Below are 17,942 nucleotides of genomic sequence, written 5' to 3'. Positions count from 1 at the left end.
CTGAACCGGCACGGGTCCTCACGGAGGTTGAACTTCTCCGCGAGCGGGGAGCGGAAGCCACTGGCGTCCACCACGTAGCGGGCCCGGTACTGCTCGCCCGCGGCGGTGCTCAGGGTGACGCCCCGGTCGTCGAAGTCGACGTCGGCGACCCGGAAGTTCTGCCGGGCGGTGGCACCGTACTTCAGGGCCACGTGGTACATGTACGCGTCGGTGTCCTGGCGGTAGAGATGACTGGCCTCGTGCAGCAGACCAGGGGTGCCGAACTGGTTGACTTCCTTCGGGTCCTGGTCCTGGCCCTCGTGGTGGAGGAGGAAGCTGAAGTGCTTCTTCACACCGAACTTGGGACCGAGCACCTTCGTGGCGTTCGTGAAGGTGGCCAGCGTCTTGATCTCCGGCACGTCGTAGCGCTCGGAGATGGTGCGCAGACACACCAGGGTGTACGGGATCGTCGACTCGCCGATCGCGAAGCGCGGGTGAGCCGAGGCGTCCAGGAGCAGGACCTTGACGCCGTTGCGGGCCAGGACCGCGGCGAGCATGGAGCCGGCGATACCGGACCCCAGGATCGCCACGTCGTACACCGGCAACGAGCCGCCGGCCCTGGTCGGGCTGTCGGACATGGGAACTCCTGTGGGCTGTCGAGCTGATGGGAGGCGGGGCTCTGTCCGGGTGCGATCACTTGGGCGCGGGCACCCGGAGCGCCCGCCCGATCAGCGGCCAGCCCGCGGCCATGTGGGTCAGCTCCTCCGTGATCTTGAATTCCTCGCGGTCGAAGCGCTTCTTGATGAAGAGCGTGAGCCCTTCCCAGGTCAGGTCGCCGATCTCCTTGGGGGCCTGGGTCCGCGCCCAGCGCAGGGTCTGGAGGATCTTGGCGGTCGACGCGTCGGTCCAGTGGTTGTCCGGGTCGGCGAGGCCGAAGGCGGGCGGTACGAAGTCCGCGTCGCGCAGCAGCTGGATCAGGACATCGGCGGCCTCGCGGTGGTCCAGGCGGCCGTTCTGGACCTCCTGGACCGTCTCGCTCATCGTCCTGAGCAGTTTGCGGGCCGGGGCGTAGTCCGGGATGGCCCCGTCGGGTGCCTGCCGCTCCAGGCGCTCGAGGACCTTCGGGTCGTGGTTCTCCAGGAAGCGGGCGTAGGAGCGGTTGATCTCGAAGGTGGCGAGGATCTGACCGAGCGACCACACCCGGAAGTAGGCGTTCCACAGGAACCAGCTGCCGAACGACGTGTAGGCGTTGGCCACCAGGTCGTCGTTGAAGTCGAGCAGGCCCTGCTCCAGCTCCTGGACGTACTCGAACCGCTCCACGGAGAAGTCGTCGTCCTTGATGGCGTCCAGCAGGCGCCAGCCGAGCGCGTGGATGATCTCCATGCTGTTGGACAGGCCGCGGGAGAACAGCGCGTCCACGAAACCGGCCGCGTGCGAGGTCAGGCACCAGCGATAGCCGATCGTCTGCTTGGACGAGTACTGCAGCCGGCCGGTGCTCACCCAGTCGCGGACCGCGACGGCGCCCTCGAACTGCGGGGCGATGTCCGGGTACTTGGCGATGAAGGAGCGGAACTCCTCCTCCGGCGAGCAATCCGGCTTGGGGTGGATCCGCGGGTCGAGGTTGAGGCCCACGCTGCACAGCGCGTTGGTGGCCCGCGGGTGGTTGTCGAAGGGGATGACCCACATCCACCCACCCTTGAACATGTGGTGCAGTGTGCCCTCGCTCCACGGGCTGGGGTTGTGGTGGGCGCCCTTGGGGACGGTGTCCTCGTACGGCTTGACGCCGACCATGTGGGTGAACAGCGAGCGCGAGTGGTGGCGCAGCCGGCTGGGCTCCTCACGGAGGCCGAACTTCTCGGCCAGCGGGGAGCGGTGACCGCTCGCGTCCACGACGAACTTCACGCGCAGCGGGTCGCCCTGGCTCGGGATGACGGTGACGCCGTCGTCGTCGATGTCGACATCGACGACCTTCGTCTGCTGGCGCACCTCGGCGCCGTAATTGATGGCCACGCCGAGCATCCAGGCATCGGTGTCCTGGCGGAAGAAGTGATTCTCGGTGTGGGTGATCTTCGGGATCGGGAACTCGTTGGTCTCCAGCGGGTTCTGCCGGGCGCCCTCACGGTGGTAGAGGAAGCCGAAGTTGCGCTTCACACCGCAGTTGGTGGAGATCTTCGACTGCACGGCCTCGAAGGTGGTCAGCCACTTGATCTCGGGCACGCCGTAGCGCTCGCTGACCAGCCGCATCAGCATCGAGGTGTACGGGATCGTGGACTCACCGATGGCGAATCGGGGGTGCGTGCCCGCGTCGAGGACGATCACCTTCGCGCCGTTGCGGGCGAGACAGGCGGCCAGGCTGGTACCAGCCAGTCCGGATCCCAGGATGGCCACGTCGTACTGCGGCGACGTGGTGCTTTTAGGACGGAGGGCGGCACTTGACATAAGCCTCTCCTTGGTCGTTTTCAGCCGCTCGGGCTTCGTTTCGGCCAAGCTAGAAGCAGCCCCTCAAAGACCGCTCACATTTCGGTCGGGAGGGTCTATAAGTGCGTGCACATACATTGACAACTACAAATCACCGGTATACGAGCATCACTTACGCCTCTCGAACCCCAGGGGCGCCTTGACAAAGGGGTCGGCGTACTCCGTGGGGAAATCTGAGCGTCATATTCAGGCCAAGGCCTTGGGCGGGCTCGGCGCACAGCAAGGCGGCCGGCCTCCCCCCTGCGGGGAAACCGGCCGCCGTGGCCCTGTGCGAGCCGTCAGCCCATGTGCGCCACCGGGGAGCTGGTCTCCCCCGGCCGAGGCTTGGGCGTGTTCATCAAGGCGGCGATGACCAGCGCACCACAGGCCATGATGGCGCCGGCCCAGGTGAACGCCGTGGTGAACCCTTCGGTCATCGCCTCCTGCACGACGGCCGGGTTCTTGGCCTGGGCGCCGCGTTCCGCGAGGAACTCCGCCGCCGCGTCCGCGGCCAGCGTGCTCAGCAGCGCCGTACCGATCGAACCACCGATCTGCTGGGCGGTGTTGACCGTGCCGGAGGCCACACCGGCGTGCTCGTCGGCGATCCGGTAGGTCGCGTAGTTCATCGCGGTCGCGATCACCAGACCCATGCCCGCGCCCTGGACGTACAGGGCGGGCGCGACCATGGTCCAGTAGGACGAGCCCGGGTCCAGCGCGGCCAGCCAGAACAGCGCACAGGCCGCGATGATCATGCCGGGCACCACGAGGGCGCGCGGCGGGGCCTTGGGGATCAGCTTGGTGGACACACCGCCGGCGAACATGCCGACGCCGAGCGGCAGCGGCAGGAAGGCCAGACCGGTCTCCACCGGCGAGTACCCCTTGACGAGCTGGAGGTAGAAGGTCAGGAAGAACAGCGCGCCGAGCATGGCGATCATCGCGACGCCCACCGCGAGGTAGGAGCTGCCGCGGGTACGGTCGCTGATCACACTGAGCGGCAGCAGCGGATGCGAGGAACGGGCCTCGACCGCGACGAACGCCAGCAGCAGGACGGCACCCGTGGCGAACAGGCCCAGCACCAGGCCGGAGTCCCAGCCCTCGGACTCGGCCTCGCTGCACGCGTACACGATGGCGACGAGGCCGGTGGTCACGAGCAGCACGCCGGGGATGTCGAACCGGGCGCGCACCGCGGCCCGCTGCTCCGGGCCGAGGTACAGCACGCCGAACGCGGCGATGACGGCGATCGGCGCGTTGACGTACATGCACCAGGTCCAGTCCATGTACTCGGTGAGGAAACCACCGAGCAGCAGACCGATGACGGCACCGGAGGCGACGATGCCGCCGAAGATGCTGAACGCCTTGGCGCGTTCCCTCTGATCGGTGAAGTTCACCGAGATCAGCGACAGCGCGGTGGGGGCGAGCAGGGCACCGAAGACGCCCTGGAGCGCACGCGCGGTGAGCAGCATCTCGATGTTCGGGGCCGCGCCGCCAAGGCAGGAGGCGATGGCGAAGCCGGCCAGGGCGATCAGGAAGGCCCGCTTACGGCCGGTGTAGTCGGCGATCCGGCCGCCGAGCAGCAGGAGGCTGCCGAAGGCCAGGGTGTACGAGGTGACGACCCACTGCCGGTTCTCATTGGAGAAGCCGAGGTCGGCCTGCATCTCCGGCAGCGCGATGTTCACGATCGTGATGTCGAGAACCACCATCAGCTGGGCCAGGCAGATGAAGACGAGGGCCGTCCAGCGCTTGGGGTTCGCTAACGGGGCCGCTCCGACGGCGGTACCGCCGGGGACCCGGTCTTCGGATGTGGTCATGGGGGGAGATGCCTTTCTCCGTCGTGTTCCGGGCCCCTCAGTCGAGGGGCCGCGGAGTGTGGCTCGGCCGGGCGGGTCGGCCGCCGCAACGGGCGGAGGCGTCACCGCTTCATGAATTCACCCGTTGATGGATTCATCCTGCCATGAATTATTCTCCCTGCGCGACGGTGCGGGCAAGTACCCAGTTCGGACCATCCACCCGAAGTAGAGCGAGAGCAGTGCCTCATCGAGCGGAGGACAAGCGATCCCCGAGCCGGCCAGGGCCGACACGGTGTTCGTGGCGTCGTAGTCGATGGCCTCCTCGCCGCCGACCACGAACTCCTCGACCACCCCCATCACGGGGTGCAGCTCGTTGTCGTTGACGGCGAAGGAGTCCTGGAGCGCCCGCCACCACTGCTCCACCGGGACCGTGCGGAAGTCCCAGCCGAAGCGCTCCATCGCCTCCAGCAGTTCCTTGAAGGCCGCCTTGCGCCGGTTGACCAGGTGGTACGTCAGTCCCCACGCGTGCTCCCGGCGGGAGATGCGCACCAGGCCCGAGGTGACGTAGTCCACCGGGGTCATCTCGATCTCCAGATCGAGGTCCGGAGCCATTCCCAGCTGCACACAGCCCTTGATCACCCGGGTGGTGAAGTGCGTGGTCAGACAGGCACCGGTGCGCGAGTCGCCGAGGACCCGGCCGGGGCGGTGCATGTCGACCGGGATACCGCGCTCCTGCGCCTGCCGGACCAGCAGCTCGGCCGCCCACTTGGTCTGGACGTAACCGGTCACCAGCTTGCCGGCGCCGAGGATGTCGTCGCCCTCGGCGATCACGGTCCGGCCGTCGGCGGGGATGCCCCAGATGCCGTACGTCGACACGTACGAGACCGGGGTCTGCGTCGGGCCGGTGCAGGCGAGCCGGATGATCTCCTCGGTGCCGGTCAGGTTCGCGGGGCGCAACTGCTCGTACGTGTAGGAGAAGTTGACCCAGGCGCCGTTGTGGTAGATCGCGTCCGTCAGACCCCCGAGCCGGGTGAACTCCGCCTCGGTCAGGCCGAGTCGGGGCTTGGCCAGGTCGCCGGGGACCACCGTGATCCGGTCCGCGGCGTCCTCCCGCCAGGGCAGGTACTGCTCCAGGTTCCGGCGGATCCGGGCCAGGCCCGCCTCCGGGGTGTCACAGCGGACCAGGCAGTGCACGGTGGCCTCGGTGGTGCCCAGCAACTCGTCGAGCAGATAGGCCCCGAGGAAGCCGGTGGCGCCGGTGAGCAGGACGTTGCGCGGGTCCTTGTAGCCCTCGCCGACCGGTCCGACCGGCACGATCGCCGGGTCCAGGGCGACATCGGCGGCGATCAGCTGCGGCTCGGTCCAGTCGGCGGCCGGTTCCGGCGCGGCCTCGCCCTCGCCGCCCAGCTCGGTGTCGAGCAGCCGCACCCAGTCCTCCAGCGCGGTCCGCTCGAAGAACTGGCTCGGGCGCACGCTGATGCCCAGATCGCCCTTGCAGCGCTTGACGACCTCCATGACCATCAGCGAGTCCAGACCGTGCGACATCACGTCCGCCTCCGGCAGCACCGACTCCGGCGGCACCGCCAGCACCTCGCCGAGCACCTGCTGGAGATAGCCGGTCAGCACGGCCGTACGGCCTGCCGCGTCGGCCCCCTGCACGGCCTCCAGCACCGCCGTGGACGTGCCCCCGCCGGTGCCCTCGTCGATCTCGACCGTGCGCAGCACCGGGCGGTCGGCGCGGGCCTCCATGACCGGCTTGTACACCGACCAGTCGGCGGAGCAGACCACCGCCTGCGGGGCGCCCTTGGCCAGCAGCGCGTCCAGCAGCCGCAGACACTGCGGTGCGGAGAGCATGCGCAGACCGGTGGAGGTCAGGAACTCCACGACGTCGGCGCCGAACAGGTTCGACGTCAGCTCCCACGGGCCCCAGCTCACGGTGAGGGCGGTCAGGCCCTGGGCGTGCCGGTACTCGGCGAGCGCGTCGAGGAAGGAGTTGGCGGCGGCGTAGCTGGTGACGTGCTGCGAGCCCCAGGTCGCGGCGATCGAGGAGAAGCCCAGGAAGAAGTCGAGCTCCAGGCCCTCGGTCAGCTGGTGCAGCAGCCAGCCGCCGACCACCTTGGGCCGCCACACGGCGTCGTAGTCGCTCGGGTCCGACACCGGGATGTCCCGCAGGAACTGCGGAACCGAGGTACCGGCCGCGTGCACCACACCGCGCAGCGGCAGCAGGCCGGTCGCCAGGCCCTGGATCACCGGCAGCATGTCCTCGATGTCGTTGACATCGGCGGCCACCACCTCGACCAGCACCCCGGTCTCCTCCAGCGCGGACACGAAGTCGACGCGCTCGCGGACGGAGGGCTTCAGCTCCGCGTCGTGCCACTGCTGCCGGGGCGGCAGCGGGGTGCGGCCGAGCAGGACCAGCTTGCCCGCGCCGCTGTCGGCGAGGCTGCGCGCCAGGGCCTGCCCGATGCCGCCGAACGCGCCGGTGATCAGGTAGGTGCCCTGCCGGTCGATCCGGGGCCGGCGGCGCAGCTCCTCGGCGCTCAGCGGGAACTTCACCAGCCGCGCCACCCGGCGGGTCTGCCCGCGCAGCGCCTGCTGGTCCTCGGCGGCGGTGTCGGCGAGCGCCGCGGTCAGCGCCGCGCCCTCGTCGCTCTCCCCCGCCTGCGGGTCGAGGTCGATCGCGCCGGCCCAGTGCTCGGGGTGCTCCAGCGCGATGGCCCGGCCAAGGCCCCAGAGCGTTCCGGCGAAGGGCGAGGTGACGCCCTGCTCCGCCGCCGCGGGCACGGCACCCCGGGTGACCAGGCTGAGACCGGTCTTCGTGCAGGCCGAGCGGGCCGTCAGGCCCTGGACCAGGGCGACGGCGGCCAGTTCGGCACGGTCCCGGAAGGCGGTCAGCGACTCGGCGTCGGCGGCGTCCGGACGCGGCGCGTCCAGGCCGGTCAGCAGCACGACCCGGTGCGGAGTGACCCCGTCGGGCAGCTCGCGCAGCCAGTCGTCCAGGTCGGGGGCGCCGGACTCCTCGATGCGGCAGTGCGCGCCCCGGGCCCGCAGCGCCGTGGCCAGCCGGCGCGCGGTGCCGGTGCGGTCCGGCACCAGCAGCCAGCCCTGCCCGGACAGGTCCGGGGCGGCGGGTGCCGGTTCGATCTCCTGCCATTCGAGCCGGGTGAGCAACTCGTCCGGGTGCCGCCAGGGCGCCGCGGCGGGGGCCGCGGCGGACGCGCGCTCGCTGACGACCATCAGCTCGCGGATGCCGCCCAGGTAGGCGCCGTCCTCGGCGAACAGGTCGACGCTGCCGGAGACCGTGCCGGGCTCCTTGCCGCCCTGGGCGATGGCCCGTACGTAGCGGGCGCCGTCCAGCGATTCCAGCGTGGCCTCGGTGATCCGTCCGGCGAAGCCCGCCTCGCTGAGTCCCGCGTCCCAGGACACGGCGGCGACGGCCGCGTCGAAGACCTGCACGGCGTGGTCGGCGATCTCCTCGCTGTCCAGGCCGAGGGCCACCAGCACGCCCTCGTCACCGCGGTGCGCGGAGACCACGGCGCCGATCAGGGCGTCCGACAACGAGGCCGTCTCGTAGTGCAGTTCGTCCCCGTACTCGTGCCCGGCCAGCGTGGGCGCGTTGCTGCCGGAGTGCCGCGAGCGGGTGCTGGCCCGGCGCCGCAGGACCGCGCGGGCGTGCCGCGTCCAGGGCGCTCCGGCGGCCGCCTCGGCCGGGGTCTGGCTCAGCAGTTCGACGATCGCGCAGCCGTCGTCGTCGCCGTTCACGGTGATCTGCAGGACCCGTCCGGCCCGGTCCATCGGCGGGGGCTGGAACACGTCGAGCTTCTCGACGCAGGACCACACCCCGCCCAGCGCGTCGGCGGCCGCCGCCCGCGCCGCCCGGCCCAGCGAGCCGACCGGCAGGAACCGGAAGCCGTCCGAACCGGTTCGCGCGTAGCGGTCCCAATCGGGCGCGTCCAGCTGGAGCTCGTAGGTCGGTACGGCGCTGTGCAGCCGGATCCCGGCCTGCGGCACCGGAGTCCCCGCGGCGGCGGCCCGGGACGCCTCCCGGCGCTCCTCGTACCAGTAGCGCTCGCCGTGCCACGGGGTGACCGGAAGGGCCACCCGGCGGGGGGTGCGGCCGGAACCCGAGTGCACCGCCGCCCAGTCCACGGTCTCGCCGCGCAGGTGCAGCAAGCCCAGCGCCCGCTGGACGGCGGTGCGGTCCTCGGGTGCGCCGGCCCTCGGCTTGTACAGGGACGGCACGTAGCGGCAGTCGCCGTCCAGGCCGGTGCGCTCGCCGATGCCGCTGAGCACCGGGGAGGGGCCGATCTCCAGGAAGGTGCGGGCCCCTTCCGCGTGCAGCGCGGTGAGGCCGTCGTGGAAGCGGACCGTGCCGGCCGCGTGCCGCACCCAGTACTCCGGGCCGCTGTCCTCGGCGGTCCAGGGGCGTCCGGTGTGGTCCGAGACCAGCGGCAGGGTCGGGGTCCGGTAGGTCAGCGACTGGGCGACCTCGCGGAAGTCCGCCAGCATCGGCGCCAGCAGCGGCGAGTGGAAGGCGTGGCTGACGGTCAGCCGGGTGGTGCGCGTGCCGCGCTGCTCCAGCGTCGCGCGCACCGCGTCCACATCGGCGGCGGCGCCCGAGATCACCACGCTGGACGGGCCGTTGACCCCGGCCAGCGACACCGTGTCGCGGTAGCCGGCGATGGCCGCGCGGGCGGTGGCCTCGTCGCAGTCCAGGGCGGCCATGGCGCCGCCCGTCGGCAGCGCGGCCATCAGGGCGGCGCGGGCGGCGACCAGCTTGACGGCGTCCTGGAGATCGAAGACGCCCGCGATGCAGGCGGCGACGATGCCGCCGATGCTGTGTCCGAGCAGTCCGCTGGGCTTCAGGTCCCAGGACTGCCACATCCGGGCGAGCGCGTACTCGACGGCGAACAGGGCCGGCTGGGTGTAGCGGGTGTCGTCGACGGGCGACTCCTGGCCGGGCTCCGGCCACACCACGGAGGCCAGCGGACGGTCCAGATGGACGTCGAACAGGGCGGCGGCTTCGTCGAACGGGGTCCGGAAGGCGGGCTCGTCGGCCAGGCCCCGGGCCATTCCGGCGTACTGCGAACCCTGGCCGGTGAACAGCCAGGCCGTCTTGCGGTGCTTGTGGACGGGCAGTTCGGCGGTGACGGCGCCGGAGGCCCGCTCCCCGCGCGCGAACGCCGCCAGCGCGTCGGCGAGTTCGCCCGCGGTGGAGCCGGTGACGGCGAGTCCGTTGCGCTGCCGGGACCGGCCGACCTGGCTGGTCCAGCTGATGTCGGCGAGCGGCACCTCGGGGTTGTCGCGCAGATGACCGGCGTACCGGCCGGCGAGTTCCGCGAGCCCCTCGGCGGAGTGCGCGGACAGGGTCAGCACCTCGGGGCCGGTGGCCGCGGCCGGCTCGGCCTTCACCGGTACGGCGCTGATCACGGCGTGCGCGTTGGTGCCGCTCGCGCCGAAGCTGCTGATGCCGCCGATGCGCGGCCGCTCACCGGTGCCGCCCCAGGGTCCGCCGTCCTTGGTGACCTCGACGTTGAGCTTGCCCCAGTCGACGTTCGGGTTGGGGTCGTTGAAGTGCAGGTGCGGCGGGAGCTCGCCGTGCTGCAGGGCGAGGACCAGCTTGAGCACACCGGCGATACCGGCCGCCGACTCCAGGTGACCGATGTTGGTCTTGATCGAGCCGACCTTCAGCGGGCTGTCGGCCGGGCGGTTGCGCCCGATCACGGCCTGCAGCGCCCGCAGTTCGATCGGGTCGCCGAGCGCGGTACCGGTGCCGTGCGCCTCCACGTAGTCCACGTCACCGGGGGCGATCCCGGCCTGTTGCAGGGCGCCCCGGATGACGCCCTGCTGGGCCGCCGGGTTGGGCACCGTCAGACCGCTGCTGCGGCCGTCGTGGTTGACGGCGGAGCCGCGCACCAGGGCCAGCACGGGGTCGCCGTCGCGCAGCGCGTCGGAGTAGCGCTTGAGGACGACGACACCGGCGCCCTCGCCGCGCACATAGCCGTTGGCGCTCGCGTCGAAGGTCTTGCAGCGCCCGTCCGGGGAGAGCCCGCCGAACTTGCTCATCATGACGAAGCCGTACGGCGAGAGCATCAGGTTGACGCCGCCCGCGAGCGCCATGTCGCACTCGCCGGTGCGCAGGTCCTGGCAGGCCTCGTGCAACGCGACCAGGGAGGAGGAGCAGGTCGTGTCGACGACCTTGCTCGGGCCCATCAGGCCGAGGGTGTAGGAGATGCGGCCGGCCACGAAGCTGGGCTCGCCGACCAGCTGGTAGGCGTCGACGTCCCGGATGTCGCCCTCGCTCTGCCGCAGCCGGGCGTAGTCGGTGGTGGACACCCCGAAGTAGACGCCGGTGGCGCTGCCGGTGAGCCGGTCGGGCGCGTACCCGGCCCGCTCCAGCGCCTCCCAGGCAACCTCCAGCACGATCCGCTGCTGCGGGTCCATGCCGACGGCCTCGCGCGGCGAGATGCCGAAGACGCCGGGTTCGAACAGGTCGACGCGCTCGTCGAGGAAGCCGCCCTGCGTGACGTACGCCTTGCCGGGCTGGTCGGGGTCGTCGTCGAAGACCGCCTGTGCGTCACCGCGCTCCGCCGGGAACTCCCGGATGGTGTCGGTCCCTTCGACCAGCATCCGCCACAGGGAGTCGGGGCTGTCGGCACCGCCGGGCAGCCGGCAGCCGAGCCCGATCACGGCGATCGGCTCGTCCAGCGGGCGGCTGCGGTTCTTCGCCAGCTCGCCCTTGAGCTTCTCGATGGTGCGGACGGCTTCGACGAGTTTGGCCCGGTAGTCCGGGGTCGTCATGGTCAGTCTCCCTCGGTCAACAGGGCTTCGGACGACGCCAGCGCGTCGTCGAGACGGCTCAGCAGAGAGTCGTCGTCGAGCTCTTCCAGGTCTTCGGCCGGTTCCTGCGCGGCCGCCGCGGCCTCGGCGGGTGCGGCCTGGTCCTGCGGTTCGGTGAGCACCTCGTCGAGGACGAAGCGAGCGAAGGACGTGACGTTCGGGCACTCGAACATGACGGTGCCGGGCAGTTCGAGGCCCAGCTCACGCTCGGCGCGCTGCTTGAGGTCCTGCGAGAGCACCGAGTCCATACCGAGGTCGAAGAAGCCCTGGTCGGGCGAGACGTCGGCCTCCTCCCCGAGCACTTGCCCGACCAGCCTGAGCAGCAGGTCGACCAGCTTCTCCTCCCGCCGGTCGGGCGACAGGGCGAGCAGCTCGGTGGCCAGATCACCGGCGGGCTCCGGCGCGGCCTGGGCCGCGGGCTGCGGCTCGGACTGCGGGCGGGGTTCCACCGAGTACGGAGTGTCCACCCAATAGGCCTTGCGCTGCCAGGGGTAGGCGGGCAGCCGTACCGGACGGTGCGCTCCGGGCACCAGCCGGTCCCAGTCGACGCTCACCCCGTGGGCGTGCAGCGTGGCCGCCAGTTCCAGCAGCTCGATCGGGCCGAGGTAGGCCTTCTCGACGCCGCTGGGCTGCCGCCGGCGCGGCGCGGTGAGCTGGACCGGGATGGACTCCCCCGGTTCCGCCGCCGCGTCCAGGGCGGCGCCCAGCATGCGGATGGCGCGGCTGCCGGTGCCGATGTCCAGCAGGACGTCGAGGCCGGCCATGATGACCTCGTTGGCCAGCGCGTTCCAGCCGTTGGCGGCGGAGTGACGGGCCACCCGCGCCCCGTCGGGCTGCGCGGGGACGGGCACGCCGGCCGCGAGCAGTCGTACGGCGTCGACGAGCGCGAGGTCGCCCGCGACCACGGCGGCGGCGTACTCGCCGATGTCCCAGCCGACGACCGCGTCGGGCTGGACGCCGAGCACCTGCCACAAGGCGGTCGTGGCGAGCTGGCCCGCGAACACCTCGCCCGCGTGCTCCACGCTGCCCGGGTGCGCCGGGCCCTCGGGTTCGCCGAGTTCGGCGCGCAGGACCTCGTGTGCCTCGGCGAGGGCGGCACGGTAGGTCTCGGCGGCCTCCGGGTCGCCGGCCAACACCTCGTCGTAGGCCGACATGTCGGCGGGGGTCCGGCCGTAGACGAACAGCACCGACGCCTCGTCGCGGGCCTGTACCGGTCGCGCCCGGTCCAGGGCGGCGAGGAGTTCGTCGCGGGTGCGTCCCACGGCGGTGACCCGGTGCGCGAGATGGGCGCGGCGGGCGCCCGCCGTCCAGCACAGGTCGGCGAGCTCGCTGTCGGCGGCGGCGCGGACCCGCTCGCGCATCCGGGCGACCGCCGCGGTCAGGGCGTCCGGGGTCGCGGCGGACACGGTCAGCACACAGGGCCGCACGGGCCCGGTGGTCTGCTGGGGCGCCGGCTGCCGGGGGGCCTCCTGGACCAGGACGTGGGCATTGGTGCCGGTGAAGCCGAAGGCGCTGATGCCCGCGATCCGGGGCTGCTCGCCGCGCGGCCACGCCACCGGCTCCGCCGCCACGCTCACCGGCAGCTTCGCCCAGTCGAGTTGGCGGGTCGGTTCGGTCAGGTGGAGCTGGGCGGGAATGCGCTCCCGCCCGAGCGCCAGCACCGTCTTGATCAGTCCGGTGACTCCGGCGGCGGCCTCCAGGTGGCCGACATTGGTCTTCACCGAGCCCACGAGCAGACGTCGGTCGGGCTGCCGCCCGGAACCCAACGCCCCCGCCAGGGCGCGCAGTTCCACGGCGTCGCCGAGCCGGGTGCCGGTTCCGTGCGCCTCGACGTAGTCGACCTCGTGCGGTTCGATCCCGGCCTGGTCGAGCGCGGAGAGGATGACCTCCTCCTGGGCGGTGCCGCTGGGCACCGTGAACCCGCCGCTGGCCCCGTCCTGGTTGACCGCGCTGCCCCGGATGATCGCGTACACCCGGTCACCGTCGCGCAGGGCGCTCGAGAGCTTCTTGAGAACGACCACACCGGCGCCCTCGCCCCGGCCGTAGCCGTCGGCGGAGTCGTCGAAGGTCTTGCACCGTCCGTCGGGGGCGAGCGCCCCGGCGGCTCCCATGGAGAGGAAGACCGTCGGGGTGGCCATCACGTTGACCCCGCCGGCCAGCGCCAGCCGGCTCTCCCCCGCGCGCAGGCTCTGGCAGGCCAGGTGCACGGCGGTGAGGGAGGAGGAGCATGCGGTGTCCACGGCGATGCTCGGACCGCGCAGTCCCAGGAAGTAGGAGATGCGGCCCGCGGTCGCGCTGAAGGAGTTGCCGGTGCCGTAGTAGAGGTCGACGTCGGTCTCGCGACGGGTCACCAGCTGCTGGTAGTCGGTGGTGTTGAGCCCGACGAACACACCGGTGCGGGTGCCGCTCATCCGGTCCGCCGGAACCCCGGCGTCCTCCAGCGCCTCCCAGGCCACCTCCAGGAACAGCCGCTGCTGCGGGTCCATGGTGCGGGCCTCGCGGGGCGAGATCCGGAAGAAGGAGTTGTCGAACCCGTCGACCTCCTCGAGGAAGGACCCACGGGCGGGCACCCCGTCGAAGGCGGAGGGGTCCCACCGGGAGGTGGGAACATCCCCGCTGGCGTCGACCCGGGAATCGAGCAACTTCCAGAAGTCGTCGGGGCCGGACACTCCGCCGGGCAACCGACACCCGATCCCGACGATGGCGATGGGCTCGGGGGTCTGGGAATCCTCCGGTTGGTCAGCGCCGGGAAGGGGCGCGGGGAACTGCGCGACCGGCCCGGACGGCGCGTCAGACGACAGACCACCTGCCGAGGCACTCTCTTCCTCGAAGGCCACACCATCCGACTCCGAAGAAGCAACAGGCTCCGGAGTCAAGGTCATGATGAAGTCGGTGAACCCGTCGATCGTGCCGTGCGCCAGCGCATCCGCGCCGTCGACCTGAACCCGGAGTTCCTCGGCGACCCTCCGGGCGAACTCGGCGACGGAGATCGAGTCGATCCCCAGCTCGAAGAATCCCCGAGTACGCGGCAGCCTCTTCCGAGGCCCGTGCCCGAGCACCTTCGCCAGCACGGCGTGCACGGTGGAGGCGACATGCTCCCGCTCATGGGAAGCGGCCTCGACAGGCTCCTCGACGGCGGCGACAGCCACCGGCGCAGGAGCAGAAGCAGCAACCGGAGCAGCAACAGGCACCGGAACAGGAGGGGCAGGGGCAGGGGCAGGAGCAGCCGGCGCGGAGCCCCCGGAGGACCCCGCACCTTGGGCGTCGGCCCCCAGCTCCGCGACCACCCGCCCACTCGCGTCGACCAGCCGCACCTCGGCCCGCAGCCCGTCCAGATCCGCCGGTCCCGAACCCTGCTCGCCCCGCTCCACGCCGTCCAGCCAGAACCGCTCGTCGGCCCAGCGGTGCGGCGGCAGCGACACCGGACGGACCGGCCCGCCGTGCGCGGCGGCCCAGTCGACGTCGATGCCCGCGACATGCAGCGTGGCCCGCGAGCGGGCCAGCATCGTCGGACCGTCCTGTCCCCGGACCAGCGAGGACACGACGGGACCGCGCCGCTCGCGGTGGGCGAGGGCGGCCTGGATCGGCCGGGCGAGCACCGGATGCGCGCCGATCTCGACGAACGCCGTCTCACCCTCGGCGAGCAGGCCGTCGACGACGGGCCACAGCCGCACCGGCTCCCGCAGGTTGGCGTGCCAGTAGGCGGCGTCCAGCGGGACGTCCTGCCCCGGCAGGGCGGTGGACAGGAACGGCACCGTCGGCGCGTTCGGCCGCAGGTCCCGCAGCAGCTCGGCGAGTTCGTCGGCGTAGGGCTGCATCAGCGGGGAGTGGAAGGCGTAGTCGACCGGGAGGGCCACCACGTTGACACCGTCGTCGGCGAGTTCCCGGACCGCCGCCTCGACGGCCTCCTTGGGCCCGGCGATGACGACGGAGGCCGGTCCGTTCTCGGTGGCGACGCACACCTCGGGGTGCCGGGCGGCGAGCCGCTCCTGGACCAGGTCCGCGCCGAGCTCGACGTTGGCCATCTTCCCGGTGCCCGCGGCGCGGTGCATCAGGCGACCGCGGTGGATCACCAGCCGTACGGCGTCCTCGAGTTCGAGAGCCCCGGACATGTGCGCGGCGGCGACCTCGCCCATGCTGTGGCCGATCACCGCGTCGGGGCGGACCCCCCAGGACTGCCAGAGCCGGGCGAGGGCGACCTGGACCGCGAAGACGGCGGGCTGGGCCACGTCGGTGGCCTTCACCCGGGCCGGGTCGGCGTCGCGCAGGACGTCGTACAGCGACCAGCCGGCCTCGGCGCGCAGCAGTTCGTCGATGTCGTCGAGGGTGTCGCGGACCACGGGTTCGCGCTGTGCGAGGTCCATGCCCATGCGCGGCCACTGCGAGCCCTGGCCGGAGAAGACGTGGACCAGCTTGGGCGGGTTCTCGGCCGCGCGGCCGCCCTCGATGTCGGTGAGCGCCGCGGTGAGTTCGGCGGCGTCCTTGCCGACGACGGCGATCCGGTGCTTGTGGTGGGTGCGCCGCGCGGCGGACGCGGCGGCGGCCGGGCCGACCGGATCGGCGAGCGCTCCGGCGTAGTCGGCGGCCAGCTTGCGCAGTCCCTCGGCGGTGGTGGCGGAGACCAGGAGGGTGTGCGGTCCGGCGGGCTCCTCGGGGGCGGCGGGCTGCGGGACGCTGCCGAGCACCACGTGCGCGTTGGTGCCGGAGAGCCCGAAAGCGCTCACTCCGGCGGCCAGGGAGACGTCCTCGCCGGGCAGCCGTACGTGCTCCACCGGGACGAGCGTCCCGGAGGAGTCCCAGTCGATCATCGGCGCCGGGTAGACGTGGTGGATCTGGCCGGGGACCGTGCGGTGCCGGAGCACCAGCAGGGTCTTGAGGAGTCCGGCGATGCCGGCGGCCGAGTCCATGTGCCCGAAGTGGGCCTTGTGGGAGCCGACCAGCAGCGGGTCGTCGGCGGTCCGGGTGCGGCCGATCACCTCGGTGAGGGCGGAGATCTCCAGCGGGTCGCCGAGCGGGGTGCCGGTGCCGTGGGCCTCGACGAACACCGGCTCCTCGGGCGTGAGGGACGCCGACGCCAGCGCCGCGCGCAGCAGGTCCTGCTGCGCGACGGCGTTGGGGGCGGTCAGTCCGGCGCTGCGGCCGTCCTGGTTGACGGCCGAGCCGCGGATGAGCCCGTGGATGCGGTCGTGGTCGCGCACCGCGTCGGCGTAGCGCTTGAGCACGACGACTCCGCAGCCCTCGCCGCGGACGATGCCGTCGGCGCGGGCGTCGAAGGGGCGGCACCGTCCGGTGGGGGACAGCGCCTGCACCTTGCCCATGAAGACGGAGAGTTCGGGCGCCACGATCACGTTGACGCCGCCCGCGAGCGCGGTGTCGGCCTCGCCGTTGCGCAGTGCCTGGCAGGCCAGATGGACGGCGACGAGCGAGGAGGAACAGGCGGTGTTGACGGTCATCGCGGGACCGTGCAGCCCGAAGGTGTAGGCGATGCGTCCGGCGGCGAAGCTGAACTCCTTGCCGGAGGCGAAGTAGGGGTCGATGGCGCGGATGCCGGAGGTCCGGGCGTGCAGCAGCAGATAGTCGGAGCCGAGGATGCCCATGTGGACACTGGTCCGGCTGCCCTCCCAGTCGCCGCGCGGCAGGCCCGCGTCCTCCATGGCCTCGGAGCACACCTCCAGCAGCAGCCGCTGCTGGGGGTCCATGCCCCGGGCTTCGCGCGGGGAGACGCCGAAGTAGTCGGCGTCGAACCGGTCGATCTCGTCGAGGAATCCGCCCTCACGGCAGTACGTGGTGCCGGGGTTGTGCCGGTCGGGGTGGTGGAAGTCCTCGCTCCAGCGGTCGGCGGGCACCGGCTGGACGACGTCCACGCCGTCCATGAACACCCGCCACAGCCCGTCGAGGTCGCGTACGCCGCCGGGGAAGCGGCAACCGGCCCCGACGACTGCGATGTCGTCGGGGCGCGGCTCGTACCGTCGGTTCTCAGCCATGGACCGGAGTTCCTCCTGTTGTGACCTGACGGCGTCGGCCTGCCAGGTATCCCGCCAGCGACCGGATCGTCGGATACCTCACGAGGGCGCGGGGATCCACCTCGTCACCGAGCCAGTCCGCCAAGGCCGTGGTGATGACCAGGCTGTCCGCGGAATCGATGTCGAACTCGTCGAAGCACAGGTGGACCGACACCGTCGCCGGGGGCAGCAGGGTCCGTTGAGCAATCTGCTCCACCAGCCAGTTCTCCACCGCTTCGGGGGTGATCTCCTGGGGGGTGGCCCCCTGCACAGTTCCGCTCACCGTGGCACCTCTCTCCCTCAAGTGCGGCCGAAAGCGACGGTAGGGAGACCGACTCAAGACGCCCTTGAGAGTGCGTGAGGATGGCCGATCCTCGCCCCTCCCGGGAGCGGGTCGACGGGGAGAACGGGCGGGCGTCCGTTAGGAGTCGCGAGCGTGCGGCCCGCCGAAACCGGCCGACCGACCCGCTGCCGAGCGGCCGTATCCGGGCGGCGTCTTCCGGCCAGGAACCCGGCGGGAGTCGCTCCGCGAGCCCGTCCGGAAGTCCACCAGGAGCCGACGAGGAACACCCCGGAACCGGCGGCCGCCACGAAGAGGACCGGCGAACGCCACGACAAGCACCGGCGAACGCCATGGCGAGAACCACCGACCACCACCACAAGCACCGGCGAGCACCACGACGAGAACCACCGAACACCACCACAAGCACCGGCGAGCACCACGACGAGAACCACCGAACACCACCACAAGCACCGGCGAGCACCACGACAAGCACCGCCCAACACCACCACAAGCACCGGCGAGCACCACGACAAGCACCGCCCAACACCACCACAAGCACCGGCGAGCACCACGACGAGAACCACCGAACACCAC

General features: G+C 71.7%; 6 protein-coding genes. All 6 read right to left on the bottom strand.

Annotation, left to right across the window (positions count from 1 at the left end):
- Positions 1-617 (bottom strand): NAD(P)/FAD-dependent oxidoreductase (locus ACWDRW_RS14685; protein WP_451723178.1); only part of this gene is annotated, 617 nt, incomplete at its 3' end.
- Between the two features lie 55 nt (positions 618-672).
- The gene (locus ACWDRW_RS14680; protein ID WP_451723177.1) at positions 673-2,367 is read right to left on the bottom strand and encodes an NAD(P)/FAD-dependent oxidoreductase; all 1,695 of its coding nucleotides are present in this window, start codon (positions 2,365-2,367) and stop codon (positions 673-675) included.
- A gap of 368 nt (positions 2,368-2,735) precedes the next feature.
- Positions 2,736-4,244 carry an MFS transporter gene (locus ACWDRW_RS14675; protein WP_451723176.1) on the bottom strand — a complete coding sequence of 503 codons (1,509 nt, stop codon included), beginning with the start codon at positions 4,242-4,244 and terminating at the stop codon, positions 2,736-2,738.
- 117 nt (positions 4,245-4,361) lie between these two features.
- Positions 4,362-11,024 (bottom strand): thioester reductase domain-containing protein, encoded by a 6,663-nt coding sequence (locus ACWDRW_RS14670; protein WP_451723175.1) that lies wholly within the window; start codon positions 11,022-11,024, stop codon positions 4,362-4,364.
- A gap of 2 nt (positions 11,025-11,026) precedes the next feature.
- Positions 11,027-17,047: a type I polyketide synthase gene (locus ACWDRW_RS14665; RefSeq protein WP_451723173.1), complete on the bottom strand. Its 6,021-nt coding sequence runs from the start codon at positions 17,045-17,047 to the stop codon at positions 11,027-11,029.
- Positions 17,040-17,348, bottom strand: a complete 309-nt coding sequence (locus tag ACWDRW_RS14660; RefSeq protein ID WP_451723172.1) for an acyl carrier protein — start codon at positions 17,346-17,348, stop codon at positions 17,040-17,042. Before ACWDRW_RS14660 ends, ACWDRW_RS14665 begins: the two co-directional genes overlap by 8 nt.
- Positions 17,349-17,942: the final 594 nt, after the last annotated feature.

The organism is Streptomyces sp. NPDC003635 (genome assembly GCF_053587635.1).
This window is presented reverse-complemented; position numbering and strand designations above follow the sequence as displayed.

Coding starts and splice junctions, on each gene's coding strand:
- ACWDRW_RS14675 (WP_451723176.1), bottom strand. CDS start 4,244: ATGACCACATCCGAAGACCGGGTCCCCGGCGGTACCGCCGTCGGAGCG.
- ACWDRW_RS14670 (WP_451723175.1), bottom strand. CDS start 11,024: ATGACGACCCCGGACTACCGGGCCAAACTCGTCGAAGCCGTCCGCACC.
- ACWDRW_RS14665 (WP_451723173.1), bottom strand. CDS start 17,047: ATGGCTGAGAACCGACGGTACGAGCCGCGCCCCGACGACATCGCAGTC.